General features: G+C 51.4%; 19 protein-coding genes and 1 other RNA gene. 10 read left to right on the forward strand and 10 right to left on the reverse strand.

Going from position 1 to position 26,829, the window contains the following annotated elements; translation table 11 throughout:
* The first annotated feature begins 48 nt into the window (after positions 1-48).
* From Undi14_RS06115 to Undi14_RS06125, 3 genes are all read left to right on the forward strand, one after another.
* Complete coding sequence (locus Undi14_RS06115) at positions 49-726, forward strand: HAD family hydrolase (protein ID WP_234030439.1); 678 nt, start codon at positions 49-51, stop codon at positions 724-726.
* A gap of 44 nt (positions 727-770) precedes the next feature.
* Positions 771-1,131: a transfer-messenger RNA gene (gene ssrA, locus Undi14_RS06120) on the forward strand.
* Between the two features lie 315 nt (positions 1,132-1,446).
* Positions 1,447-2,655, forward strand: coding sequence for a cation:proton antiporter (locus Undi14_RS06125; RefSeq protein ID WP_234030440.1), 1,209 nt, complete (start codon positions 1,447-1,449; stop codon positions 2,653-2,655).
* A 171-nt stretch (positions 2,656-2,826) separates the two neighbouring features.
* Here the strand turns inward: Undi14_RS06125 and Undi14_RS06130 are convergent, their stop codons facing one another.
* A complete protein-coding gene (locus Undi14_RS06130; RefSeq protein WP_200178692.1) occupies positions 2,827-4,134 on the reverse strand; it encodes an MFS transporter in 1,308 nt (435 codons plus the stop codon).
* A gap of 669 nt (positions 4,135-4,803) precedes the next feature.
* On the opposite strand from Undi14_RS06130, the gene Undi14_RS06135 reads away from it, so the two are divergent.
* On the forward strand, positions 4,804-6,126 hold the full coding sequence (locus tag Undi14_RS06135) for a GH1 family beta-glucosidase (protein ID WP_200178693.1): 1,323 nt from the start codon (positions 4,804-4,806) through the stop codon (positions 6,124-6,126).
* A 173-nt stretch (positions 6,127-6,299) separates the two neighbouring features.
* Here Undi14_RS06135 and Undi14_RS06140 read toward each other — a convergent pair whose 3' ends face one another.
* Both Undi14_RS06140 and Undi14_RS06145 read right to left on the reverse strand, forming a co-directional pair.
* Positions 6,300-7,466, reverse strand: coding sequence for an MFS transporter (locus Undi14_RS06140; RefSeq protein ID WP_200178694.1), 1,167 nt, complete (start codon positions 7,464-7,466; stop codon positions 6,300-6,302).
* Between the two features lie 214 nt (positions 7,467-7,680).
* Complete coding sequence (locus Undi14_RS06145) at positions 7,681-10,086, reverse strand: TonB-dependent receptor (protein ID WP_234030441.1); 2,406 nt, start codon at positions 10,084-10,086, stop codon at positions 7,681-7,683.
* 236 nt (positions 10,087-10,322) lie between these two features.
* On the opposite strand from Undi14_RS06145, the gene Undi14_RS06150 reads away from it, so the two are divergent.
* Positions 10,323-11,894: a tryptophan halogenase family protein gene (locus Undi14_RS06150; protein ID WP_200178695.1), complete on the forward strand. Its 1,572-nt coding sequence runs from the start codon at positions 10,323-10,325 to the stop codon at positions 11,892-11,894.
* A 191-nt stretch (positions 11,895-12,085) separates the two neighbouring features.
* Positions 12,086-13,120, forward strand: coding sequence for a LacI family DNA-binding transcriptional regulator (locus tag Undi14_RS06155; RefSeq protein WP_200178696.1), 1,035 nt, complete (start codon positions 12,086-12,088; stop codon positions 13,118-13,120).
* Positions 13,121-13,194: 74 nt separating this feature from the next.
* Here the strand turns inward: Undi14_RS06155 and Undi14_RS06160 are convergent, their stop codons facing one another.
* The 7 genes from Undi14_RS06160 to Undi14_RS06190 all read right to left on the reverse strand — a co-directional run bounded on the left by Undi14_RS06160 (position 13,195) and on the right by Undi14_RS06190 (position 23,116).
* Positions 13,195-15,966, reverse strand: coding sequence for a nitrate reductase (locus Undi14_RS06160; RefSeq protein WP_200178697.1), 2,772 nt, complete (start codon positions 15,964-15,966; stop codon positions 13,195-13,197).
* A 120-nt stretch (positions 15,967-16,086) separates the two neighbouring features.
* Positions 16,087-16,428, reverse strand: coding sequence for a nitrite reductase small subunit NirD (nirD, locus tag Undi14_RS06165; protein ID WP_186883036.1), 342 nt, complete (start codon positions 16,426-16,428; stop codon positions 16,087-16,089).
* A gap of 38 nt (positions 16,429-16,466) precedes the next feature.
* On the reverse strand, positions 16,467-18,896 hold the full coding sequence (gene nirB / locus Undi14_RS06170; protein ID WP_200178698.1) for a nitrite reductase large subunit NirB: 2,430 nt from the start codon (positions 18,894-18,896) through the stop codon (positions 16,467-16,469).
* A gap of 32 nt (positions 18,897-18,928) precedes the next feature.
* Positions 18,929-19,765 carry an ABC transporter ATP-binding protein gene (locus tag Undi14_RS06175; RefSeq protein WP_370589915.1) on the reverse strand — a complete coding sequence of 279 codons (837 nt, stop codon included), beginning with the start codon at positions 19,763-19,765 and terminating at the stop codon, positions 18,929-18,931.
* An 11-nt stretch (positions 19,766-19,776) separates the two neighbouring features.
* Entirely contained in the window at positions 19,777-20,709 is a 933-nt protein-coding gene (gene ntrB, locus Undi14_RS06180; RefSeq protein WP_200178699.1) for a nitrate ABC transporter permease, read from the reverse strand.
* 22 nt (positions 20,710-20,731) lie between these two features.
* A complete protein-coding gene (locus tag Undi14_RS06185; RefSeq protein ID WP_200178702.1) occupies positions 20,732-22,015 on the reverse strand; it encodes a CmpA/NrtA family ABC transporter substrate-binding protein in 1,284 nt (427 codons plus the stop codon).
* Between the two features lie 426 nt (positions 22,016-22,441).
* Positions 22,442-23,116 (reverse strand): ANTAR domain-containing response regulator, encoded by a 675-nt coding sequence (locus Undi14_RS06190; RefSeq protein WP_200178704.1) that lies wholly within the window; start codon positions 23,114-23,116, stop codon positions 22,442-22,444.
* Positions 23,117-23,373: 257 nt separating this feature from the next.
* On the opposite strand from Undi14_RS06190, the gene Undi14_RS06195 reads away from it, so the two are divergent.
* The 4 genes from Undi14_RS06195 to Undi14_RS06210 all read left to right on the forward strand — a co-directional run bounded on the left by Undi14_RS06195 (position 23,374) and on the right by Undi14_RS06210 (position 26,770).
* Positions 23,374-23,946, forward strand: coding sequence for a transcriptional regulator (locus tag Undi14_RS06195; protein ID WP_200178706.1), 573 nt, complete (start codon positions 23,374-23,376; stop codon positions 23,944-23,946).
* Positions 23,943-25,058, forward strand: coding sequence for a histidine kinase (locus tag Undi14_RS18495; RefSeq protein WP_200178707.1), 1,116 nt, complete (start codon positions 23,943-23,945; stop codon positions 25,056-25,058). The genes Undi14_RS06195 and Undi14_RS18495 overlap by 4 nt, the downstream gene beginning before the upstream one ends.
* A gap of 57 nt (positions 25,059-25,115) precedes the next feature.
* Positions 25,116-25,889: a LytTR family DNA-binding domain-containing protein gene (locus tag Undi14_RS06205; RefSeq protein ID WP_200178708.1), complete on the forward strand. Its 774-nt coding sequence runs from the start codon at positions 25,116-25,118 to the stop codon at positions 25,887-25,889.
* A 209-nt stretch (positions 25,890-26,098) separates the two neighbouring features.
* Entirely contained in the window at positions 26,099-26,770 is a 672-nt protein-coding gene (locus Undi14_RS06210; protein ID WP_200178709.1) for a polyphenol oxidase family protein, read from the forward strand.
* The last annotated feature ends 59 nt before the right edge of the window (positions 26,771-26,829 follow it).

Consider the following 26,829-nt stretch of genomic DNA (forward strand, 5'->3'; position numbering starts at 1 on the left):
ATGTACAAACGGACACCGAGTTCCGTTTGTACGTTTACCAATTCGCCTATGCACAATCCTCAAGCAATTTTATTCGATCTCGATGGTACCTTAGCCGATACCGCGCCAGATCTGGCTGCTGCCATTAATGCGATGCGCGTACGCCGCGGCTTAGCTCCAATACATTATCTCAGCCTAAGACCATTTGCTTCTGCCGGTGCCCGTGGCTTATTGGCGGCAGGTTTTAATATCACGCCTGAAGATGCGAATTATGAATCGATGCGCATTGAATTTCTGAATCAATATGAATCTGCAATGGCGGTACATAGCCGCTTATTTGAACATGTCACGACGCTGCTGCATGGGTTGAACGCCCTGAGCCTGACATGGGGCATAGTGACAAATAAAGCGACGCGTTTTACCAAACCGTTGATCTCTTTGCTTGACCTTCAGGAAGCGCGCTGCGTGATTTCCGGGGATACCACACCTCATGCGAAACCACATCCGGCTCCCTTACTGGAAGGTGCAAGACGACTAGGCATACGCTCAGAACATTGCTGGTACATCGGTGATGATTTGCGGGATATTCAGGCTGCTGAAGCCGCTGGCATGACCAGTATCGCCGCTGCCTGGGGATATTGTGGTGCCTCCGAGCCGAAGCAATGGAAAGCAGATGCCATCATCGACAGTCCGCTGGAATTACTGGAATTAATCAGAGCTAAACATTTACAGGTCATCCCCTCTTGAATTCTTCGTACAACACCGCATATGGGTTATACTAGTAAAGCTTTGGGGTCGACCTGGTTTCGACAGGGGTTGCAAAGCAGCGCAGGGCATACCGAGGCCAGACTACCTCGTAAATACAATCTGAACTATATAACTGCAAACGATAACTCGTACGCATTAGCAGCTTAATTGCTTGCTAACTCTACACCGCCTCTTCCCTAGGGTGGGCTGGCAACAGCAGTAGAGTCATTCATAGGGAATCGTCCTGAATCGGGTTACTTGGCTCGGGATTAAATCAAAGGTAACTCGTCCAGCCGCAGCGTGTGCGTCCGCGTCGTCTGGATTAAATTAAATGGCAGCACTAAGTATGTAGAACTGTCTGTAGAGTGCTTCTGGACGCGGGTTCGATTCCCGCCGACTCCACCAGAATATGTAAAACCACCCAGCTTCATCGGGTGGTTTTTTATTTTTTGATTGATGGTAACGTTCCCGCTGGACACGGTGAAAATATGAGTTCAAGTCGCGCACACTAAGCGTTTTAGCGCATTTTCCAACTAGAATGATGGCTCGGCCAAGTCCTGCAGAAAATTGCTTTAAGTAGGTCAAAGGAATATAGAAAGTCGCAGTTCTCTGTATGAGACTGCGGCTTTTTTGTTTTTTTCCAGTACAATTTATTAATATTTTTTCACGATTAAAATACGCTACGTCAAATCTCCGACACCGTTCAATTTCAGGATAAAAATGAATACACCTATGAGCATGACAGAGATTTTTTTAATCGCGATATTGCTCATTTTCAGCCTTCCATATTTAATCTGGCGTCTTGGCAAAACAGATTATTATGCGCCGCTGGTCGTCATACAAATCATCGCCGGCATACTGATGGGGCCGGGTGTTCTTGGTCGGATTTTTCCCGACTATTATCAATTCGTTTTTAATGCACAAATCATTCAGTCGCTGAACGGCATTGCGTGGTGGGCGGTGATGATTTTTGTCATGATCGCCGGTATCGAACTCGATCTGAAGAAAGTCTGGGAACACAGACGGGAAAGCTTCGTTACCGGCAGTCTGGCGCTCGGTATGCCACTCTTATTTGGCAGCATTGCAGCCATCGGCTTACTGAAGTTTGACGGTTGGCAAGGCGCAAATGCACATGCATGGCAATTTATTCTGGGTATCGGAATGGCTTGCGCTGTGACAGCGCTGCCGATACTAATTCTGCTCATGGAAAAGTTAACGATTTTGCGACAAGCAATCGGTCAGCGCATCTTGCGTTACGCCAGTCTGGACGATATTGCGATCTGGGCTGTCCTCGCGATTATTCTTATGGATTGGACACGCGTCGGCCGCCAACTGGGATTTCTATTGCTGTTTGCCTTGGCCATGATCGGCTTCCGCAAATTGATGGTGAAGCTATCTGAACGTGATCGCTGGTATGTCAGCCTGATCTGGCTCGCCGCTTGTAGTTTTGCCGCGGATTGGGCAGGTTTGCATTTCATGGTCGGCGCATTTCTTTCCGGTGCGGTCATGGATGCACACTGGTTTGAGCAAAGTAAGATGGATCTGTTGCGTGAGCATGTGTTACTGACCATCATGCCAGTATTTTTCCTGAGTACGGGTTTACGCACCAATTGGGATCTTGGCGGAACAGCGGTCTTCATTGCGGCAGCATTGTTATTGCTGGCATCGGTTGGCGGTAAATTAGCCGGTATTCACCTTGCGGGAAAAATACTCCGCTGGGAAAAAGGAGAGGCTTCCATTATTGGCTGGCTGCTGCAAACCAAAGCACTGATCATGATTATCTTCGCCAACATCCTGTTGGATAAACACATCATCACCAATGAAACATTTACCGCGCTGTTACTGATGGCGATAGGCAGTACGATGCTGACTGTGCCCATGGTGCACCCGAAGCTGAAACAATTTAAATCAGTGATCTTTAAAGAGTAAAGTGATCGTCGCCTGGCAGGGCATCGATCAAAAAAAATAGCCGCTCAGAGGCGGCTTAAAGAGGGGATATTGAAGCGTTAAAACGACCCGGTTGGGACGAGACGTTTTTCATTTTTTATAATCTCTGAAACTTCATTAACAGCGACGAACAACCTGCATACGACGCTTTATTCAATCGGTTGCACCGCTCTCCTTCTGATGAAAAGGTGCCAGCCAGCAGACAATAAACGAAGGAATCGTCGCCAGCATTACAAAAACAAAGTAACTCTTGTATCCAAGCATTTGCTGTAAATGACCGCTGATCACACCGGTAAACATCATGCAAAGTCCCATCAGGCCTGTGCCGAATGCGTAGTGCGTTGTGGTGTATTTTCCTGGTGCTAATTGCTGCATCAGATAAATCATGAAGCCGACAGAGCCAAAGCCAAAAAAGAATTTCTCTATCGCGACACCTGCAGTAACGACCAGTAAGCTCTCTGGTTGATAAATACTCATGAGCAGGAAAGTCACGTTCGGGATATTCACGGCACAACACAACAGGAACAAGGTAGGCTGCAAACCGCGACGCGCTACAAACCAGCCACCTAACAACGATCCAAGTAATACAGCGAGTAAGCCATACGTTCCGTAGATGATGCCAAGCAGCTCGTTACTGAGCCCTAGCCCGCCTTTGGCGACAGGATCAACCATGAAAAAAGGCCCGATTTTTTCCAGAAAACCTATGCTGAGGCGAAATAGAAAAGCGAAGGCAATCATCAGCCAGACATCTTTCTTTTGAAAGAAACTGACGAAAGAATCTTTCAAAATATCCATTGCCGCAGAAAAATTGGTGGGAGTATTTTCAGCCCGTGCGCCATCCGGCATCACCCGCCAGTGCCAAAGCGCCATCAACACCGTGATCGCAGCAACGATAAAGAAAATCACACGCCAGGCATCCACCCAATCGGCACCAAAAACCGCAGGATCATGATGAAAATATTCTGCATGCAATTTGCCACTGAGATACACCAGGCCACCGGATGCAATAATAGGACCAAGATTCCAACTGAGGCTCTGCACGCCGCAATATAAAGACTGGGCTTTGCTATCGAGAGAAGTGACGTATACGCCGTCAGCGGCAATATCCTGGGTCGCGCCAAGAAACGAGATGACCCAGAATAAGCCCATCAGCAACACCATATAGTTCGGTAATGCCATCGCCAGTGCAACCGCCAGAAAGCCAAAAAATATCGCGATTTCTGTCAGTATCACAAAAGCCTTTTTGGTGCGGTACATCTCGACGAATGAGGCGAACAGCGGCTTGATGGTGTAAGCGAGAATCAGGTAACTCGCATATTCAGCCGCTCTGCCGTTGTCCATGCCCATGTTTTTGAACATGATGGCCGTAACGCTGGTCAGCGTCATGTAGGTCAGTGCCATCGTGAAATACGTCGTTGGCACCCACAGTAAAGGGGATTTTTTTGACTTTGTCTCTAGCATGTCTGCTTTCTCATTTTATTCACTTGTCACCAATTTCATCTGATACCGTGCGGTAGCTCTGTCGGACCGCCGTTTGGAACGAGAAATTGCTGCAGTTTTCTTATATTTTAAAAAGGAAATTCAATTCCATGAAAACCTTTTCATAAACAGAATAACATAATTTTTTATTTTAAAAATCATTTTTAGCACGCGGCATCATTCAAGTTTGTTAAGGGCTGACAACCGCACAAAATAATCACGGCTCTCCTCGTACAGACGAAAAACCGTTCTAACGTCCCGCATCACGGCCATTTCATCGATATTCTGACCGCAAATCTTGCATATCCGCATGTTTGAAGCCCGTTTCTGAGCAGATGCTAAATTGGACATCTTTTCGACAATGGATCGTACAGATCCCTGTTTCAGCTCAAATACCTTACTTTCTTCGTTCCGAGACCTGTCACCAGAGCGCGCATCACGATCAATATCGTTTTGCGAAAAATTTATTTGACTTGAAATCGTTTTCAATTACAATCACCCGGCGGCAAATACACCGCATATCGATACATTTTTCCGGTTTTACGATGAAAAACGCATGTAGGTTCTACGTTTCACCCATGCAGACAAGTAAAAGAAAACGTTTTCAAATAACCGATTTATCTACACACTTATATGACAAACGCCCATCCAATGAATCACTTTCCCCATGACTTTGAATGGGGCGTGGCGACCAGTGCTTACCAGATTGAAGGCGCAGCAGCAGAAGATGGCCGCGGCCCATCGATCTGGGACACGTTTTCGCATACTCCCGGAAAAATTATTGACGGCAGCAATGGCGACATCGCCTGTGATCACTACCATCGCTATCCCGAAGATGTGGACATCATCGCCTCACTCGGGGTGAAAGCCTATCGATTCTCGGTCTCATGGTCTCGTGTGCAGCCCTTGGGTTATGGCGCATGGAATGAAAAGGGCTTTGAGTTCTATTCCAATTTATTAGATAAGCTGGCCGAAAAAAACATCACGCCCCATCTGACTTTGTATCACTGGGATTTACCACAAGCGTTGCAAGATCAGGGTGGCTGGCTGAATCGCGATACGACCGCTCATTTTGCCGACTATGCAGCAGAAATCGCCCATCGTTTTGGTAACAGAGTCGCTTCGATTGCCACGCATAATGAACCGTGGTGTACCGCAAATCTGGGTTTTGGCAATGCGCAATTTGCGCCGGGCGTTGCGGATAAAGCCCTCTCTATACAGGTGTCCCACCACTTATTACTGTCACATGGTTTGGCGATAAAAGCCATGCGTCGCGTGGCTAGCTCTGCAAAACTAGGCATCGTGCTGAATCAATGGCCAGCCATGCCGGCGACCGATTCTGCACGTGATGTGGCAGAGGCGGAATGGGAATACGCACGCTCAGTGCAATGGTTCATGGATCCAATATTTAAAGGTCGCTATCCACAAAAAGCACTGGATCGCATGGACATGTCGCAATTTCATACCGAAGCAGAGGATATGAATATCATTCACCAGCCTATCGATTTTCTGGGAGTAAATTACTACACACGGGAATTTATCAGCACCGATTCACCACCAAAGAAACCACAAGCGGCGATGGGTGTCACGGATATGGGCTGGGAGATTTACCCGTTGGGGTTAACGGACATACTGCTGCGCCATAAGAATGATTATACGAATTTGCCACCGATCTATATCACTGAAAATGGTATGGCAGTCGCGGACAAACTCATCGATGGCGAGATCGATGATCAGCCTCGCATTGCCTATGTTCATGCGCATCTGGATGCAATCCATGCGGCAATAGAACAAGGCGTCAACGTCAAAGGCTATTTTTATTGGAGTCTGCTGGATAATTTCGAGTGGAATTCCGGTTACGCGAAACGCTTCGGGCTGGTCTATGTCGATTACGCGACACAGCAACGCACCCTAAAAGCCAGCGCCCACTGGTATCGGAATTTTGTGAGTCAACAGTTGCAGAAAACTGAGTAAGCTTACCTGAGCGAGCACTCCAGTCGCAGCAAATTACTCACTGCAACGATGCTGACTTTTAGCATCAGATACCGCCCCGGAAAATTGGTATCTGATGCTTTTTTTTACGCTGAACATCTTTACTGCACTGAATTCAGATGCACTGCCTTTTTTTCTCTGCCGTTATAAAGCCGTTACGGCAACATACGCAACATGCGAATGCCAGCAGCAACACCGATGAGCAAAACAGACAATGCCAGCAAAGCAATCGACAGGCTGATCCCTTGTGCGACGAAACCGATGAAGGCTGGCCCCATTAATATGCCAGCATAGCCCATACTCGATACAGCCGGTACAGCAACGCTCTCAGGCATGACGCTCTGTTTGCCTGCAAGAGAAAACATCACCGGAACGATATTCGCACAACCTATTCCCAGCAAGGCATAACCCAGCAAAGCAAACTCCCACGATGGCAACACTGTGGCGCAGATCAGGCCTGCCGCTGCGAGTAAAGCACCAGCAACCACCGTAATTCGGGCACCCAGAAATTGAACCAGACGATCACCGGTCAGGCGCCCTACCGTCATCGTCGCCGCGAACGCTGCGTACCCAAGTCCGGCATGCGCTGGCGACATCTCGCGGACATCTGCCAGAAATACGGCGCTCCAGTCCAGCACTGCACCTTCAGTTAGAAATAAAATAAAGCAGACAACACCGATATAAAACACGACGCCTTTCGGCAATCCAAAGGCAGCACCGTTCTTCCTTCCGCCATACGGCAAGCAATGTCTGACGCTGATGCTCAACAACACCGCCATCACTGCCACAACGGCCACGGTCACGTTGAACAAAGACCAGCCCAGACTCAACAAAGCACTGACACTGCCCGCCCCAATCAGGCCGCCAAGACTGAATAAACCGTGAAAGCCGGACATCAGTGGGCGACTGATGCCACGTTCCAGTATCGTCGCCTGAATATTCACCGCACAATCGAGGGCACCGACACCGGCGCCGAAAATAAACAAGATCAATCCCAAGCCGATGGCGGATGACATCTGCGTCAGCAAAGGCAAGGCAGCACACATCACCAGTGTCGCGAATAGCAGCACCTTGCGACAGCCTATGCGTGATGTCAGTGCACCCGCGACTGGCATCGTCAGAATAGAACCTGCGCCCAGACACAGCAATAACAGACCCAGATATCCTTCATGAATCGCCAGACGCTCCTTCACGAAGGGCACCATCGGTGCCCAGGCAGAAGTGCCGAAGCCTGCGATAAAAAATGCGATACGGGTTGATTTTTCTGCTAAGGATGAGGCTGGGAAAAACGATGGGGTTGGTGATGTTATCTGCGAAGTCATCTGCGAAATTATCTTTGCTATGGCGAGCTTACTTTGAAGTCTGGCCGGGTTTCATTTGTGATCCTAGCGATGGGGTATTGCGGGCGGGAACCAGTTCCCGTCAGAAAAAACGCCGTTCAATACGTAAAAGAACGCTATTTTTACATAAATAAAAAAAAGAAAACCTCGCCAGTACTTGCGAGGTTTTCCCAGATTTTCACTGATCAGAAATCAATCAGAAATCAAGCCCGACATTGATACCGTAAGTACGTGGTGGCAAATACTGCGCCATCCATGGGCCAAAGCCATTCAATGCACTGGTCTTGACGTTGCCGTCGCCAGCATTGCGAACAAACGCATCGACATACCACGCAGTTTTGCCAGAAGCGGCGTAGCGCAATCCCAGATCGGTGCGAGTGTAAGCATTTTGCTTGTCGCCCTCACCAAGATTGAACACGCTGAGCCAACTGCTGGTTTCATAATGCAGGCTGATGCGTGGTGTCAGAGTGCCATGGCTCAGATTAAATGTGTGCTGATACATGACCTGCGCTGAAAACGTTGGTGCATGCGGCATGGTATTGTTGCTGACGTCCAGACAGTTGCTGATGCCTGGCACTTTACACACTGGCAAAGAGTAGTCGTTAGAACCACCGATCAGATTACCCAGTTTTGCCTTGGTGATTGCCAGCGAAATCTGCAGCTTATCTTCTTTCGTCAGCTTTGCAGCCAATTCAGATTCGAAACCGTAAATCTTCGCCCCTTCTGCATTGCTGGTTGCCAGGCCATGCGAACCATCCGGATTCGTGATCGGTGCGCTGAACTGGAAGTCTTTGAAGTCCTGATAGTAGAGCGCGTTATTCCATTTCACGCTGCCACCCAGGAACGAACTCTTACTACCGAATTCATAGCTGGTCAGCGTCTCAGGGCCGTAAGGTTTGCCGCCGTCTTGCAGGCCACCAGATTTATAGCCAGTCGAAACGCTGCCATAAATCATGTGATCCTGATTGACATCGTAAGCTGCACGTAACAAACCAGTGACTTTGTTGCTGCTGTAATTACCGTCGTTCAGAGAGCTGACAGCGAAGTTACTATTAGGATCACGTGGATCAACATTCGGTGTGATCGCTGCCTGTGTCAGCGCAGCATTACCAGTCCAGCCATAACCACGGCCGCCAATGTTCGCACGCTTATCAGAGGTGTAACGCAATCCGCCGGTCAGATGCAGCGCATCGGAAACATTCCACGTTGCCTGACCAAATGCCGCAGAAGATTCCACGGTTTCTTTTGGTTGGATGAAAGAACCTTGCCAGCTGACCGTCCCCTGTTGCGTACCATTCATGATAGGAATGTCGAAGCGCATGTCGTTCGTTTCTGAACCATAGTACAAGCCAAGCTGCCAATCGATATCGCGTTTGCCGACCGATTGCAGATTCAGTTCATGGCTGTAATTGGTGTAGTTGGACGACACCGTGTTATTCGCCTGATACACGCCGTTGGTGGTGAAGCTGGTCGGAACTTTCGCGCCGCCATCCTGATCGAATTTCGACGAGCCACTGAATTTCGAATAGCCACCGACATAGACCACATTCATAGAATCATTCAGCGCATATTCGATACGGCCGCGCACCGCGTCGGTATCACGTTTCAGCGCCGGTGCAGTGTCAATCAACGCCGACCACAATGAGTAACCTGCGCGTGGTGTTTGCAACAGATTCATGGATGGTGTGCCGCGATCCATAAACTTCTCATAGGACGCATCGATTTTCAGCGCTGGCATCGGTTTCCACAATACGCTGATCCGCGCTGCACTCTGATCCTGTGCACCATATTTGGCGCCATCCTGTACAAACAGATTAGGATCGATAGGTTTGAAATCGGCTAATTTGCCGCCGCCCGCCAGAAACGCGGCCTGCTGGCTTGCCAGCGGAATATTTGGCACACCTTGATAATCGACATAGCCATCATGCTTTTCATTCACGAAAGCAAAGCGCAACGCCATGGTGTCGCTGACCGGCACGTTGAACGCGCCACGCACACCTGTGCGTTTGTAGCTACCCAGACCGCCTTCAAAAGTCCCGGAAGACTGCCCGATAACCGGTTTTGCTGTTTGCATATTAACCGCACCAACTGTCGCATTCCGTCCCCACAACGTACCTTGTGGGCCGCGCAACACTTCAATACCTTCCAGATCAAACAATAAAGAAGTTGCGCCTTCCGGACGTGGTGAATACACGCCGTTGACGAAGGATGCGACTTCAGGATCTGCATACTCTGTCTTTGCGCTGTCGTTACCGACGCCACGCAAAGTCATCGTAATCACACCATGGTCACCCTGCGAGGTTGCCTGAAAGCCAGGCACCAGATTGACCACGTCCTGAATCGTCTGTACGTGCGCATCATCCAGCGCTGCCGCACCGATGGCGGTAATTGCCACTGGCGTGCGCTGCAAGGATGTGGCGCGCTTGGTGCCTGTCACGATCACTTCAGAAATTGCCGTACTGTCGCTGGCTGCCTTTTTCTCTGCAGCGCTTGGCGTTTGTTCTTGCGCCTGTGCCGAGCCTATGCTCGCTATCAGGGTAAGGATCGCCAATTGGATAGGACTGCCCACGGGCATCGGGGCTTGATGGATGCGGTTTTTCATATGTCTCCTGATATTAATGTTTGTCGCGATGAACTCGTCGATCGATGTAATTTATCCGGCCGTGATTTCTAGTTAAGCTGAATTAATTTGAAATCGTTTTCATAATACCTATCGTTTTAAATCGGTGTCAAATCAAAAATGGTAACGTTTTCAAAAATACCGTAAAATCAATTCAGTATGACGTTATTACAACAATAATGCGCAGCAGTGCGTGAATAAATTTACAGGAGACAAGGATGAAACCAATCAAAAATGTCCTCATCGTCGGCGGTGGCACAGCAGGCTGGCTCACTGCAGCATTTCTCGCACGCACGCTGGGTAGTCAGGCACAGAACGGCATACAGATCACACTGATCGAATCCAGGGAAATCGGCATCATTGGTGTCGGCGAAGGCAGTTTTCCCTCGATACGCGGCACCCTTGCCGCCATAGGTATCGATGAAGCGCGTTTTGTGCGCGAATGCAATGCGACGTTCAAGCAAGGTGTCAAATTCGTAGACTGGGTACGCCCGCACGGAACTCCCGGACACGATCATTATTTTCATCCATTTAATAGTCCGAGTCAGCGCCCCGGCGGGCCTGAATTATTAAGCTACTGGTTGCAAGGCGCTGCCGGCAGCAACATTCCATTTGCGCAGGCGGTCAGTATGCAAAAACGGGTTGCCGATGCGTTCCGCGCACCGAAGCGTTTCAGCGATGAAGATTTCCTCGGCCCCATGAATTACGCCTATCATTTTGACGCTGGCAGTTTTGCCCGTTTGCTCGGTGAACACGCCCGCTCGCTTGGCGTCAGGCATGTGCTGGCCACCGTAAAAAATACCGAACTCGATGCTGATGGCACCATCGCCGCCATTGTCACTACCGATGACCAGCGCCTGAGCGCGGATCTGTATATTGACTGCACCGGTTTCAGCGCCAGCCTGATCGGTGATGCGCTGGGTTCCCCGTTTCGCTCACTCAGCGACGTGCTGTTTGTTGACCGCGCGCTTGCGATGCAGATTCCGTATGCAACGGAAACCACACCTATTCCGTCTTACACCATTTCCACTGCGCATGAAGCGGGTTGGACCTGGGATATCGGCCTGCAACAAAGACGTGGCACCGGTTATGTTTTTTCCAGCCGCCACACCAGCGAAGAGCGGGCAGAACACATCCTGCGCAATTATTTAGGGGCGGCATCCGACAATCTGGAGCCGCGCCTGTTAAAGCTGAATGTCGGTTATCGCGAAACACAATGGATAAAAAATTGCGTTGCGGTTGGTTTGTCCGGTGGCTTTCTGGAGCCACTGGAATCGTCCGGTGTCGGACTGATAGAAACCGCCGCTTACCTGATCGGCTATCTGTTTCCGTTTAACGGCGATCTTGCGCCAGTCGCAAAGACGTTTAACGCGCATATGAAAGCGCGTTACGAACGCGTCATCGATTTTATCAAGATACATTATTGTCTGACCCAACGTCAGGATCACGCTTTCTGGCGTGACAACGCTGCCGCAGCATCGATACCGGAAAGCCTGCAGGAAAAACTGGCGATGTGGAAATGCCGCCCACCAGGCAGAATGGACTTCGTCACCGATCTTGAAATGTATCCGCCTTCGAGCTGGCAATATGTCTTGTACGGCATGGAATTTCAGACGCAGATGTACGCCAACCCCGTGTCGCATCCGCGCTTTGAAGAAGCACGCAGGGAATTTCATACCATCGCCCAAATGGCGGAACGGGCATTGGGCAACCTGCCAGACCATCGCATGCTGGTTGAGCATTTGTGCAACAAGAATGCGATGGCAACGCCGCATAGCAAAGTCGCCTGAAACCACATTGACAGTACCCGCAGAAAACTTCACTATCTGCGGCGCATTTCAGATGATAATGTGGCTGATCAAGGCTGTTTCTGGCGTGAAGTCAGACCAGCCGGTACCGTTTTAACCGGCTTGCGATCATCATTAAGCTTGTCGTTTCACTTGTTTTTTCAGCTTGCAGTTTCAGTTATCGTATTTTTAGTATGGAGAAATCAGTAGTGCCTGAGAATGAAACTAGCAGCAATCCCGTTACCCTGCTCGACGTTGCGCGCGAAGCTGGCGTCTCGCCAAGTACGGTATCACGCATTTTAAATGGCACCGCAACGGTTTCTGCCGTAAAACGTAAAGCGGTCGAAGATGCGATCAAAAAAATGGGCTTTGAACCCAACCCTTTAGCACAAAGCCTGAAAAGCGGCCGCTCCATGACCGTCGGCATTGTGGTGCAGGATATTTCCAGCCCGTTTTTCTCTGAAATTCTGCGCGGGGTTGATGACGGTCTGAACAGCACAGGCTATGCCTCTGTGATCGTCAGCGGGCACTGGAACGCGAGTGAAGAAGCGGCACGCATCAAATTGCTGCTGGCGCGCAAAGTCGATGGCCTGATCCTGTTATCCGGCCGTATCGAAGATAAAGCCGTATTGCAATTTGCCACCCAACGCCCCATCGTAGCGACCGGGCGTTCCCTGAAAAGCTCGACCGCTATTGGTTTCAAACTGGACAACCAAAACGGCGCCTATCAGGCAGTACGCCATCTGATTGAACTGGGTCATCGTCGCATCGCCTTTGTGACCGGCCCCTCGAATAATACCGATGCGAATGAACGTCTTACCGGCTACAAACAAGCGCTGGAAAGTGCCGATATTCCATTTGAACCCGGCCTCGTGGTCGAAGGCGATTTCCATGAAGCCAGCGGTCTGATGGCCGTCAATCGCCTGTTTGATACGCAACAACAATTCAGCGCAATTTTCGCCGGTAATGATCTGATCGCTTACGGTGTGCGCCTGAGCCTGTACCGCAAAGGCATACGCGTACCGGAAGACATTTCCTTAATCGGTTTCGATGATTTACCCGGCTCGCTCTACACCACGCCGCCGCTGACAACGATACGCCAACCTTTGTACGATATGGGTCTGATCGCCACCACCGCCCTGCTCGGTCTGATCGGCGGCAAACCTGTCGATGTCGAACTACCGCCGGTGGAACTCATCGTACGCGAAACGACACGTCGTTTTCGTTAACAACAGCACACCATTCATCTGTTCATTAGTTTTAAAAACATCGCATGACGCACTCCGTCGTCACGCGGTGTTTTTTACACGCTAAGCTCTTCCGCTTTTTTCAATGCAATCATGCGGCGGATTTCCGGTACACATGAGCCGCAACTGGTGCCGCAGCGCAGGCGGCTTTGCAGGCCAGCCAATACATCAGCAGGCGTCGTGGCAATCTGCATCAGTTCATCGTTCAGAGCATCTTCAATCTGGCTTTCCGCGACATTGAGACAAGTGCAGATCACTTTACCTTTTGCCTGAAAACCTTGCGGTGTATTCGCACCTGGCATCAGCAGCAAACGCCCCAGTTTTGCCACCGGTTCCTGCTCCATCAGATAAGGTTTCAGCCAGCTTTCGGCAGAGACATCGCCCGTCAGCGCAACTGCCTGCAACTGTCCGTCACGAATCGCGATATGTCGCCCGGTGCCGCGCCGCTGATCGTCGTAACGCAGCACGGCAGCACCAGCGATGCCGAATAATTTTTCGATTTCCTGTACCAGTTCAGCAGTGGGTGCGACATCATCGGCCGCACGAAACAGCAAGCCGCTTTTGTCACGACCGAAAGGCACGCAACTCGCATACGCAAATTGCCGCAGATACGGGTGTAATGCCTGTTGCAAGGCAAAGACCTGCGCCTGCTCCATCCAGCCAAACACCACAAAGCGCCAGGGCAATTCGGCTCTGATAATTTTCACTGCGGCATGTTTGAGTTCCGGCTGGCGCGACACAGGATCTGTCGCTGGCGACATCAGGGCATTCACGCCATACGCCACATGTTGCCCGTGCCCGCGACCAGAAATAAACTCTTCACCCCAATGCATGCCAATAAAGGTTTGCCCGGCGCGCAGATCATCGCTCTCGCTGACGGCAAAAATCTGCGTACCACGACGATTGCTGACATGCACCAGATCGCCGTTTTTCAAAAAGCGCCGCTGCATATCCTGCGGATGCATATTGATCACGGGTTCAGCGGCATGGGCAAACAGTTGCGGCACAGTGCCAGTGCGACTCATGCCATGCCACTGATCGCGCAAACGCCCTGTCATCAACGCAAACGGATGGCGCGGGTCGACTTTATCCGCCGTCACCTGATACGTCGTATTCACAAAACGCGCACGGCCATTCGGCGTCGCGAAAATATGATCTTCATACAGTCTTGCTTTACCGGCGCTGGCACCTTGCGGATATGGCCACTGCTGCGGCCCCTGTTCTTCTAACAAGGCATACGATAAGCCCGTGATATCGAGGTCGCGGCCACGCGTGCTGTCGCGGTGTTCATTCCAGATTTGTTCCGGCGTTTCATAAGCAAAATCCGGTTTGCTTTTATCCAGCAACAGCGCCAGTTTTTGCGCAAACAAAGTCGCAATCTGCCAGTCGTGTTTCGTTTCTGCCGGTGCCGCCAGCGCAGCATTCACACGCGAAATACGTCGTTCAGAATTCGTCACCGTGCCGGATTTTTCGCCCCAGGTAGTCGCCGGTAACAACACATCGGCATAAGGCACCGTCGCCGTCGTTGTATAGGCTTCCTGCACGATCACCATGTCGGCTTTTTGCAGCGCTTCACGAATCAGATTTTGCTCGGGCATGGATTGCGCGGGATTGGTACAAACGATCCAGAGCAGGCGGATCTGCCCTGCGCGCACGGCTTCAAATAATTCAACGGCCGTTTTCCCCGGCGCTGCCGGCACCTCATCCACACCCCAATATTGCGCGACCTCGGCACGGTCAGCGGCATTGCTCAGATCACGATGCGCTGACATCAGATTCGCCATGCCACCGACTTCACGCCCGCCCATCGCATTCGGTTGTCCGGTCAGCGAAAACGGCCCGGCACCGGGTTTGCCTATCTGACGCGTTGCCAGATGCAGATTGATCAGCGCGGCATTTTTTGCAGTGCCGGATGAGGACTGATTCAAGCCCTGACAATACAAAGACAAGGATGCTGCCGAGCCGCCAAACCAGCGTGCGGCCTGCAGCAAATCGGCTTCCTTGATGCCGCAGGTTTGCGCCACCATCGCCGGAGTGTAATCGCGCACGGTTTGCCGCAGCTCGGCAAAGCCTTCGGTATGCGCTGCGATAAACGCGGTATCGGTCAATTCTTCCCACAGACACAGATGCAGCATGCCGTTGAACAGCGCCACATCGGTACCCGGCAAAATCGCCAGATGCAGATCGGCGTCACGCGCGGTATCGGTGCGGCGCGGATCAGCAACGATAACTTTAAGCTGCGGATTATTTTTACGTGCTTCCTCGATGCGGCGGTACAAAACCGGATGCGCAAAAGCCGTGTTAGAACCGGCGATAAAAATCACTTCGGCGTGATCGATATCTTCGTAACTGCACGGCGGCGCGTCGGCCCCCAGCGTTTGCTTGTACCCTGCAACGGCGCTCGACATACACAGGCGTGAATTGCTGTCGATATTATTCGTACCGATCAAGCCTTTGGCGAGTTTATTGAAGACGTAATAATCTTCCGTCAGCAGTTGTCCCGAGATATAAAAGCCGACGCTGTCAGGCCCATGCTCGCGTATCGTCGCGGCGAATTTTTCTGCCATCAGATTCAGCGTGCTGTCCCAGTCGCTGCGCACGCGCGGTAGATTTTTTTGTGTACGGATTTCAGGATACAGCGCCCGCACTTGCTGCTGAATCACAGGCTGTGCTGACAAGTGCAAAGTGCTGCCCTTGCTGCATAATTTTCCTGCATTCGCCGGATGTTCGGGGTCGCCGCGAACACCGGTGATCTGCGCGCCATCGGTCGCAATCAGCACGCCGCAGCCGACGCCACAATAGCAACAGGTCGATTTTATTTCCGTCATGCTTGCCCCTTGCTGCCTGCACTCTATAAATATACTCCCCCGGAGTATTTTTTAACGCCCTTTATTTATAAGGACATTAAGCACAAATATTAAAAAATAGGGGGGAGTATCTGTATTTCTTTATTCCGGCGCTGCCGTACGCAACTCTTCGGCATCCAGAAATACCTGCTCATTTTCGACTTTCAGACGAAAGCGCTGGGTGCAACCTTCATCCGGCGATACCGCACAGCCGGTCGGCAATTCGATATTCCAGTTATGCAAAGGACAGGCGACCCGCTCCCCGAAAACAATCCCCTGCGACAAAGGGCCGCCTTTATGCGGGCAGCGATCCAGCAAGGCAAAAATCTTGTTTTCACTGTTTCTGAAAATCGCCACATCCGGTTTAATCTGGCGCTCGACAACACGCGCACCAAGCACAGGAATATCTTCAACCCGGCACACCATTTTCCATTGTTCTGACATGCTGTTTCCTTTATCTGTTTTGCGATCAGCGGAATGAATCACACCGTCAATGCGGTGAACTGGCGCGTATCGACTTGCGCTTTTTCAGGTGCATGCCACGGATCGCTCTCGCCTTCCAGAGAAAACAACAAGCGCTGGTAAAGTTCCTGACGACGCTCTTCATCTTCCAGAATGATCTTCTTCACATAGTCGAGACCGACCCGCGCCAGATAATGCACGGTGCGTTCCAGATACCAGCCTTCCTCGCGATACAGCTGCAAAAACGCGCCTGTGTATTCCATCACTTCTTCATGCGTTTTCAGCTTCACAAAGAATTGCGCCACCTCGGTTTTGATACCACCATTGCCGCCGACATACACTTCCCAACCGGAATCGACGCCGATCACGCCAACGTCTTTAATCCCCGCCTCGGCACAGTTACGCGGGCAGCCGGATACCGCCAGCTTGACCTTATGCGGCGCATACATGCGTGCCAGTTCGCGCTCCAGTTGTTGTCCCATGAGGGTGGAATTCTGCGTGCCGAAGCGACACCATTCGCTGCCGACGCAGGTCTTCACGGTACGCAAACCTTTGGCATACGCCAGGCCGCACGGCATGCCAAGATCGCTCCACACCGCCGGTAAATCCTGTTTTTTCACACCGAGTAAATCTATCCGCTGACCGCCGGTGACTTTGACTGTCGGTATCTGATATTTATCGACCACATCGGCAATCCGGCGCAATTCGGACGCATTGGTTTCGCCGCCCCACATGCGCGGAATCACAGAGTAAGTGCCGTCTTTCTGAATATTCGCATGCGAGCGTTCATTGATGAATCGTGATTGCGGATCATCAATCGCTTCGCGCGGCCAGGTCGAAATCAGATAATAATTCAGCGCTGGGCGACAGCTCGCACAACCATTCGGCGTGCGCCAGTTCATGAATTGCTGCACGGCTGCCACCGTCAGTAAATGCTGTTCTTTAATCGTTTGCCGTACTACAGCGTGTGAATGATCGGTGCAACTGCACATCGCCTTGGCTTTCGGCGTTGATGAATAATCGCCGCCCACCGTGAACATAATGATCTGCTCGACCAGCCCGGTGCAGGAACCGCAGGAAGCCGAGGCTTTCGTGTGTTTGCGCACATCTTCCAGTGTGAATAAACCTTTTTCTTTGATCGCCTTGACGATAGTGCCTTTGCACACGCCATTGCAGCCGCAGACCTCGGCGTTATCCGGCATCGCTGCGGCTTTGGTATGTCCTTCGTGGCCGACATCGCCGGTATTCGATTCGCCAAACATCAGCGTGTCGCGAATCTCTGCGATATTTTTTCCGTCGCGCAGCAGTTTGAAATACCAGCTGCCATCCACCGTATCGCCATACAAACAAGCGCCGATCAGTTTGTCATCTTTGAGCACCAGCTTTTTGTAAACGCCGCCTATCGGGTCGGATAGAATGATTTCTTCGGTATCGTTGCCACCCATGAATTCACCAGCGGAAAACAGATCAATGCCGGTGACTTTGAGTTTGGTGGATGTCACCGATCCCTGATAACGACCGATGCCGAAATTCGCCAGATGATTCGCGCACACCTTGGCCATTTCAAACAAAGGGGCGACCAGCCCATACACCGTGCCACGATGATTCACGCATTCACCGACGGCATAGATACGCGGGTCATAGGTTTGCATGGTGTCATTGACGATGATGCCGCGATTGCAGTACAAGCCTGCGGATTCGGCCAGCGCCGTATTCGGACGTATACCCACCGCCATCACGATCAGTTGTGCCGGAATTTCCAGCCCATCGGTAAAACGTATTGCCTTGACCTGACCTTGTTCATCGCCGAGTATGGCTTCGGTATTTTTTTCGAGTAAAAAATTCAGGCCACGGTCTTCCAGTGACTTTTGCAGCATCTTGCCTGCTACCGGGTCGAGCTGCCTTTCCATCAGCCAGCCCGGCAAATGTACGACCGAGACCTGCATGCCGCGCATTTTCAGGCCATTCGCTGCTTCCAGCCCGAGCAATCCACCGCCGATCACCACTGCATGCGTATGCTGCTCGGCAGCGGCAATCATCGCATTCGTGTCATGGATATCGCGATAGGCGATCACGCCTTGCAAATCCTTGCCCGGCACCGGCAGCATGAACGGCGTGGAGCCGGTTGCCAGCAAGAGTCTGTCGTATTCGGTCTGCGTGCCATCGTCCGCAATCACCAGCCGTTTCACACGATCGATACGAACGATTTTTTTCCCCAGATGCAGCGTGATATGGTTTTCTTCATACCAATCCACGTCATTGAGCATAATGTCTTTGATGGTCTGCTCACCGGCCAGTACCGGCGACAACAAAATCCGGTTGTAATTGGCGTAAGGTTCGGCACCGAAGACCGTGACGTCATACAGATCGGGGGCGATCTTCAGTAATTCTTCGAGCGTGCGTACACCCGCCATGCCATTCCCAACCATCACCAGTTTGAGCTTTTTCATTATATGTCCCTGTTCTGTTTTGATTGCCGGGCTTACGCCACATCTTTGGCAGGATGCGACTGACGGTGATACAAAAATTCCAGCACTTCACTGCGATACGCGGCATATTGCGGATTCTGTGACAGCGCCACACGATCACGCGGGCGTGGCAGATCGACATGCAGAATTTCGCCTATCGTTGCCGCCGGGCCATTGGTCAGCATGACGATGCGATCCGACAGCAGCACAGCTTCATCTACATCGTGCGTCACCATCACAACCGTAGATTCGGTCTTGGCAACGATCTTCAGCAATTCATCCTGCAAATGCGCGCGGGTCAGCGCATCAAGCGCACCGAAAGGCTCGTCCATCAGCAAAACTTTGGGTTCGATTGCCAGTGCGCGTGCGATACCAACGCGTTGTTTCATGCCGCCGGAAATTTCATTCGGACGTCTTTTTTCCGCATGTGTCAGCCCCACCAGCGACAAGGCATGCATGGTGCGCTTGATCAATTTGGTCTTATTTTCTGTCGCCCCGAATACACGTTCGACCGCCAGATAAATATTTTCAAAACAGGTCAGCCACGGCAGCAGCGAATGATTCTGGAACACCACGCCGCGCTCCGGTGAAGGCCCGGCAATCTCACGGTGCGCACACAGCAAGGTGCCGGAGCTGGCTTTGGTCAGACCGGCAATCAGATTCAGCAAGGTCGATTTACCGCAACCGGAGTGACCAATCAGGGTCACAAATTCCCCTTTAGCGACATTCAGATTAATCTCGCGCAGCGCATGAAAGCCGCCTTTGCGCGTATCGAAACGCATCTCGACCTGATTGATTTCTATGTACTTCTGATCGATTTCACGCATTTTATTGCCTGCGGCATTGCTCATCGTTTCCATGTTCATGCTCCCGTATCTTCGTAGGTGAATGCGCGTGCCGCAGCAACCAGTATCTGTTCGAGTATCAGACCAACCAAGCCGATGACGATGATGGCAATAATGATGTGCGGTACATTCAGGTTATTCCATTCATCCCAGACCCAAAAGCCAATACCGACGCCGCCGGTCAGCATTTCTGCTGCCACAATCACCAGCCATGCAGTGCCGATCGCGAGCCGCACACCGGTCAGCATGTAAGGCAAAACACTGGGCAACAAAATGCGGGTGACGATTTTCCATTCCGACAGATTCAGTACCCGCGCCACATTCATATAATCCTGCGGCACACGTTGCACACCGATCGCGGTGTTGATCACCATAGGCCAGATCGAGCAGATGAAAATCGACCAGATCGCTGCCGGGTGCGCCGACTTGAATACCAGCAAACCGATAGGCAACCAAGCCAGCGGCGAGACGGGTTTCAGCAAGCTGATGACAGGATTAAACATGCCGGATAAAAACGGAAAACGCCCGATCAGAAAACCCAGCGGAATACCGACGATGGCTGCCAGCCCGAAGCCCACCGCGACGCGTTTCAGCGAGGCATAAATATTCCAGCCTATGCCCTGATCATTCGGCCCGTTCTGATAAAACGGATCAGAAAAAACTTTAATCGCTTCCTGCAAAGTCACCCACGGCGAAGGAAAAGAAGAATCTTTCACCGCGATAATTGACCAGATCAACAGCATCAGTGCGATGCCAAACAAAGGTGGCAATACTTTGAGTAACAAAGGCCGGAATGACCGCGGCTGCGGCTGTGGCTTCGCTGGCGCAGTGGCCGCTGTTGCTACTGCGGTTGCCGTCGTGGTGATACTGTTCACCTCAGTAGCAGCCGCTGGCGCGGTAGCGGCAAGTTTCTCTGTAGTGCTGATTGCATCATGAACTAAGGTCGTCATACTTTCCTCCCGAAACCGCGTGTCAGGCTTTGATTTTGAACGAGGCGGCATACGCTGCAGGATTCTTACCATCCCACACCGTGCCATCCATCAGCTTGCTGCTGCGCATCACGTCTTTAGGCACATTCACTTTCGCCATCGCCGCTGCATCTTTGTAGATATCAATCCGGTTCACTGCTTTTGCCACCGCCAGATAATCCGGATCAGTCTTCAGCAAGCCCCAGCGTTTATGCTGGGTCATGAACCACATACCGTCTGACAAATACGGGAAATTCACCGCACCATCGTTAAAGAATTTCATGTAATTCGGGTCATCCCAGGTTTTGCCCAGACCATTCTGATAACGCCCTAAAATGCGTTGATTAATCACATCGACCGACGTATTCACATAGGATTTGTCGGCGATCGTTTCTGCCATTTTGGTTTTGTTCGATAAGGACGCATCGATCCAGCGGCTCGCTTCCAGTATCGCAGCCGTCATCGCGCGCGCAGTGTTCGGATATTTTTTGGTGAACTCATCGGTGGTGCCGAGCACTTTTTCCGGATGGTCTTTCCAGATATCCTGCGTGGTTGCCGCCGTGATACCGATGCCATCGGCAATCGCGCGGTGATTCCACGGTTCGCCGACACAATAGCCATCCATATTGCCAACCCGCATATTCGCCACCATCTGCGGCGGTGGTACGGTAATGACCTTGGCATCTTTCAAGGGATGAATGCCATTGGCTGCCATCCAGTAATACAGCCACATCGCATGCGTGCCGGTAGGGAAAGTCTGGGCAAACGTGTATTCACGTTTTTCGCGTGCCATCAGTTTGGCCAGGCCAGCGCCATCCACCGCACCCTGATCCGCGAGCTTTTTCGACAAAGTGATCGCCTGACCATTGTTATTCAGCGTCATCAGCACAGACATATCTTTTTTCGCGCCACCGATGCCCATCTGCACGCCATACAGCAAACCGTATAAAACATGTGCCGCATCCAGCTCGCCATTGACCAGCTTATCGCGCACACTCGCCCAGGATGATTCCTTGGTCGGCACGATCTTGATGCCATACTTTTTATCAAAGCCCAGCACCGATGCCATCACCACGGAAGCGCAATCCGTGAGCGGAATAAAGCCTATGCGTACTTCTGTTTTTTCTGGTTTATCCGAGCCCGCCGCCCAGACACCGCCGGTCGATAAGCCCATCATGCTGGCTCCCGCAAACACGCCCGCGCTTTGCAACAAGCTGCGACGCGGCAAATTAATCGTTGCTTCTTCATGGTGGGCTTCCTGATTCTGAGGTTGTTGCGGCTTAGTCATGTGCACTCCAGCGAATAAAAATTAATCCCAACAGGATTTACGCAAAACCGCCCCAGCTGCGTTATGGCTCTTAGCCGTACTATTCGTACTGTCTTCATCGCCATGCCTTGCCGGGACAAATTTGCGTAAGTCCTAATCAAAAAACAAAAAAGGTGCCTGCCATCCGTTTTTAAAAAACAGATGGAAAGACACCTTTGTCTGAACGACACCGCCGCCGTTAGCGGTGAACGCTGTATTCCCGGCAATTTCGTTCGCCGGTTGATTGGTCCTGCATTTTACTGACGCCATCGTTGGCGCTTGACTTTGTATGAGCAATTGCTGTGCCAGCAAGCGCCCAGAGTGAAATAAGGTGAAAAAGCAAGGTTGCCAGCAACGCCCAACGCACTTTAGTTGTGCGGCGCACCAAAGCAGAACATCCTTGCGACGCTATCCCAATAAATCCGAGGCATCCAGCAAACGCTGGGCAAGATCAACCAGTTTCATGTTTTTTTCCATCGCCTGCTTACGCAAACGCTGGTAAGCATCGTTCTCAGATAAATGATGGCGCTCCATCAGATAACCTTTGGCACGCTCTATGGTTTTACGCTCCGCCAGCCGGGCTTTGGTGTCGGATAATTCCGTGCGCAGCTTCTGATCTGCATGAAACCTTGCCATCGCCACGTCGAGCACCGGCTTCACGCGCTCCGTCTGCAAACCCGCCACCACATACGCCGACACGCCCGCTTCCATCGCCGCCGCCAGTTGCGAAGGATTGCCGTCTTCAGTAAATAAAACGATAGGGCGCGGCGCATCGCGCGTCGCAAAGACCATGTGTTCCAGCACATCGCGGGCATCGGATTCGGCATCGATGATGATCATGTCCGGCTGCAACTGCGCAATGCGCTCTATCATGTAAATATCACCCGGAATCGAGGCGATGATGTTGTACCCCGCCTGCAGCAAACCTATACGCAGCGCCCGCGACCGCGCCAGCTGTGCCTCCAGCGCCGCGCGTGCATCCGCATCCGGCTGGTGCGCGTCATCCTGCAAATTCACAGTATTGACGACCACGATCTTCAGGCTGCTATGTTCTGGCAAGGGATCAGACTTAGAAAATGGCATGGTCAGCGGAATGCTTTTAAAAAAACTAAACAGAAAGCGAACATGCAAGAAGCGAACCAGACTTATTTCAGTGAGCTGATGACCGTGATAAAGAAAAAATAATGGGCAAATAAGAATAGATGAGATTACCCGGAGTTCATTTATCGTCCAGTGACCGCGTTTATCGTTAAAATCATGCGCCTGTCACAAGCCCGCCATGACTGTACTTAGCTCTGGCACAGTCACTCCATGACATGTCGTCATGAAAAGGAGAAAACATGAAACCCGGATATATTATTTTGTCAGTGCTCGCCGCCTCATCGTTATATGCACTCGCAGCAGAATCAGTAGAAAAACTGGCAGCCCCCTGGGATTTGGCTGGTAAGACGCCGAAGTCCTACCAGATAGGAATCGACCATAACCAGACCATCTCTGGTAAAGGCAGTAAATTTATCCGCTATGTCAGCGGCGATGAAAGCAGTTGGGGAACGCTGATGCAAATGATTGCGGCTGATCAGTATCGTGGCAAGCGGATACGTTTTCAGGCAAGAATAAAAACAAAAGATGTCGATAACTGGGCTGGCTTGTGGATGCGTATCGATACAACGTCAAGAGAAGATTCCCCTTTTTACAATAGCCAGGATAAACCCATCAAAGGCACGACCGATTGGCAATTACGCAGCGTGGTGCTGGACGTGCCTGCTGATGCAAAAGCGATTGCGTTTGGCGTCATTGATGAAGGAAAAGGTCAGGTCTGGTTAGACGATTTACAACTGGAAATTGTCAGTACTGATATACCTGTGGATAAAATGAAGCCAGTCAAATCATTGCCAACCAAACCTGTGCTGTGAAGTTAACATCGTTTTCAACTCTGGTCACTGCAGGCAAGCGCCTGCTGTGGCACAGCCCATCGAAAAGACGCGCCCAGCACATTGCTGACGATGCTGGATCGGCAGTAGTAGCACTACTGGGTTTTTCATTACCACAGCTAATTCTGAGTATCTTGATGTTGGCTGCCGTGATTTTGCTGGCGATACAATGGCATGCGCAGGCCTGGCTGGGATTATTCGGATTGCTGGCGTTTCCCCTGTGTTTAACGGCGTGGACACTGTTGCTCAGTATGCGGCTGTTAAAAAAAGGACGTAACTGGCTGCTGGTATGGTTCGGGCTGCTGTCACTGTCCTGCTTGACATCATGGGCAGCGGTACAAGCCTATGAATGGTGGGTCAATATGAATGAGTCCGAAGGGTTGACTTCCCTTCAGGCATTCGTCAGCGCTCAGATGTTCACCTGCCTGTTACTCGGTCTGCCTTTATGGAGAACCCAGACACAATCGCGTGACGTTCAGATCGCAAATTTAAAACAACTAGCTTTAGCCGCTGAACTGAAAGCTTTGCAGGCGCAGGTGGAACCACACTTTCTTTATAATACGCTGGCGAATAGCCGCTATCTGGCTCGCCACGATCCGGATAAGGCGGTGCAGATGCTGGATCATCTGATCGCCTATCTGCAAAGCGCACTTCCCGATTTACGCCAACCGATGTCAACCGTCGGCAGAGAATTTAAACTGGCTGAAAACTATCTGGCACTGATGGCCATCCGCTTTGGCGAGCGCATGCGTTTTCAACTCGATTATGTGCCAGAGATCACCGACATCGCCTTGCCTCCGATGATGCTGATGTCGCTGGTGGAAAATGCCGTGCAGCATGGTGTCGAACGCCAGCCCGGGCAAGTCGACATTCTGCTGCAAGCACATCAAAAGAACGGCTACCTGCACGTGATCGTCAGCGATAGTGGCGCAGGACTGGAACAAACCATCATGGGGCATGGTGTAGGCTTACGGAATTTGCGTGAACGTCTGCATGCTCTATACGCCGACCAGGCACAATTTGAATTACGCATGACACCTGAGCAGCGCACGGTGGCGGAACTGATCGTGCCATGCGTTTCATCCATAACATGAGCGCCGGCATTGCTAATGGTTTAATAGCGTTCTTATGTCTGCAAGTAAAAATGAATCATGAATAGTCCTGACAATTCTGAGAAAAAACCACGTGTGCTGATCGCGGACGATGAGCCGCTGCTCAGGGCAGAATTACGCGAGTCGCTTGCGTTGCTATGGCCGGAAGCGGAGATCGTCGCTGAAGCTGCCGATGGATTTGAAGCTCTGCACATGGCAAGAGAAATGTTGCCGGATGTCGCCTTTCTGGATATTCGTATGCCTGGCCTGAACGGGTTAGACGTTGCAAAGACGTTTGCGAACCGCACGCACGTGGTATTCGTCACTGCATTTCAGGAACATGCGATTGCTGCCTTTGAAGAAGGCGCACTCGATTACGTCGTGAAACCCAGCAGCCCGGCCCGACTGGCGCGTACCATTGCCAGAGTACGCGAACGCCTGACGACACCGCCACCAGACATCAGCCGTGTCATGCAAAACATTCAGGAACGTCAGCAGCACAAGACAGCACCACCAGCTTGGTTGCAGGCAGCGGTCGGCAATACTATCCACTTTATTGACCTCAGCGACGTCATCTATTTTTGTGCCGAATTGAAATATACCCGCGTGGTGACAGATACTATCGAGGCGCACATACGCACTCCTTTGAAAGAGCTCGCCAGCACGCTGGACGATGCCGGATTCTGGCAAATTCATCGTGGCTACCTCGTCGCAGTGAAACGCATTGCCAGCGTTAACCGCGATGTGAATGATGCACTATGGCTCAGTCTGCGTGAGCACAGTGCCCGTCTGCCGGTAAGCCAGCGTTATCAATTCCGTTTCAGGGGTATGTGATGCGCAACCAGGCTTTTTTTTGCGCGCGCATAGCCGCATAAAAAAATAATGGGCGTCTGCAAATGCTGTGCCTGGATTAAAATAGCGGCGACCAGCAAACTCACAAACATGCAATGCGTGAATTCGCCACGACAATGGCCTTATCGCTATATCACCGTGCACAGAACCGAATTCGCTGAATTGTGTCGTACTTTTTATTCACCTAGATCATGTCCCTGACCTCTCCGTTGCTCGCTGCTATTCCCGGTATTCAATATGGTTTCGGCACGGCGCGCCATCTGGTGCCCAGCGCGCTCAGCCCCTATTGGCATCACGTGCCGGAGAAAACGCAGGTGCATGGAACGGAGATCGTTGAGATCACCACCGGACAACAAATGTGCGGCGGTGCCGACGGCTTTTATACCCGCCAGCCGGGCATTCCCGTCACCGTAATTACCGCCGATTGTGTGCCCGTGCTGTTTGCGCGGCGCGACGGTAAAGCGATTGCCGCTGTGCATGCGGGCTGGCGCGGTCTGCGTTATGGCGTGATTGGCGCGTTGTGGCAACGACTGCGCGCCGAAGGGGAAGACCCGGCAGACTGGGTTGCCGCCATCGGTTCGCATATCAACGCTTGTTGTTTTGAAGTCAGCGAAGAACTCGCACAGGAATTTGTCGGCGCGTTTGCCGATCATCCGGCAGAACTGATCACGCCGTCGTACCAGCATCTGGATCTGAACGCGATTGCGGTCATCGAATTACAAAAAGCTGGCTTGCAGCATATCGATAAAGGCCATTCCTGCACGCTATGCAGCAGCCACACCGATGGCAAATTCATGTATCGCAGCTACCGTCGCGGCGACCGCAATTCCCATCAGCATTCTGGTTTGGTGATACTCCCGTAATCAGAACTCAATACAATCGGTAACATGGCAAGTTAGCAGAAACAACCCAGACTCCATTA

This window comes from Undibacterium sp. 14-3-2 (assembly GCF_016595265.1).
In the GTDB taxonomy this organism is placed as follows: domain Bacteria; phylum Pseudomonadota; class Gammaproteobacteria; order Burkholderiales; family Burkholderiaceae_D; genus Undibacterium; species Undibacterium aquatile.

Coding starts and splice junctions, on each gene's coding strand:
- nirD (WP_186883036.1), bottom strand. CDS start 16,428: ATGTCAGAACAATGGAAAATGGTGTGCCGGGTTGAAGATATTCCTGTG.
- Undi14_RS06130 (WP_200178692.1), bottom strand. CDS start 4,134: ATGCTAGAGACAAAGTCAAAAAAATCCCCTTTACTGTGGGTGCCAACG.
- Undi14_RS06135 (WP_200178693.1), top strand. CDS start 4,804: ATGAATCACTTTCCCCATGACTTTGAATGGGGCGTGGCGACCAGTGCT.
- Undi14_RS06125 (WP_234030440.1), top strand. CDS start 1,447: ATGAATACACCTATGAGCATGACAGAGATTTTTTTAATCGCGATATTG.
- Undi14_RS06115 (WP_234030439.1), top strand. CDS start 49: ATGCACAATCCTCAAGCAATTTTATTCGATCTCGATGGTACCTTAGCC.
- ntrB (WP_200178699.1), bottom strand. CDS start 20,709: ATGACGACCTTAGTTCATGATGCAATCAGCACTACAGAGAAACTTGCC.
- Undi14_RS06205 (WP_200178708.1), top strand. CDS start 25,116: ATGAATAGTCCTGACAATTCTGAGAAAAAACCACGTGTGCTGATCGCG.
- Undi14_RS06190 (WP_200178704.1), bottom strand. CDS start 23,116: ATGCCATTTTCTAAGTCTGATCCCTTGCCAGAACATAGCAGCCTGAAG.
- Undi14_RS06160 (WP_200178697.1), bottom strand. CDS start 15,966: ATGACGGAAATAAAATCGACCTGTTGCTATTGTGGCGTCGGCTGCGGC.
- Undi14_RS06155 (WP_200178696.1), top strand. CDS start 12,086: ATGGAGAAATCAGTAGTGCCTGAGAATGAAACTAGCAGCAATCCCGTT.
- Undi14_RS06195 (WP_200178706.1), top strand. CDS start 23,374: ATGAAACCCGGATATATTATTTTGTCAGTGCTCGCCGCCTCATCGTTA.
- Undi14_RS06185 (WP_200178702.1), bottom strand. CDS start 22,015: ATGACTAAGCCGCAACAACCTCAGAATCAGGAAGCCCACCATGAAGAA.
- Undi14_RS06210 (WP_200178709.1), top strand. CDS start 26,099: ATGTCCCTGACCTCTCCGTTGCTCGCTGCTATTCCCGGTATTCAATAT.
- Undi14_RS06145 (WP_234030441.1), bottom strand. CDS start 10,086: ATGAAAAACCGCATCCATCAAGCCCCGATGCCCGTGGGCAGTCCTATC.
- Undi14_RS06175 (WP_370589915.1), bottom strand. CDS start 19,765: ATGAGCAATGCCGCAGGCAATAAAATGCGTGAAATCGATCAGAAGTAC.
- nirB (WP_200178698.1), bottom strand. CDS start 18,896: ATGAAAAAGCTCAAACTGGTGATGGTTGGGAATGGCATGGCGGGTGTA.
- Undi14_RS06140 (WP_200178694.1), bottom strand. CDS start 7,466: ATGACTTCGCAGATAACATCACCAACCCCATCGTTTTTCCCAGCCTCA.
- Undi14_RS06150 (WP_200178695.1), top strand. CDS start 10,323: ATGAAACCAATCAAAAATGTCCTCATCGTCGGCGGTGGCACAGCAGGC.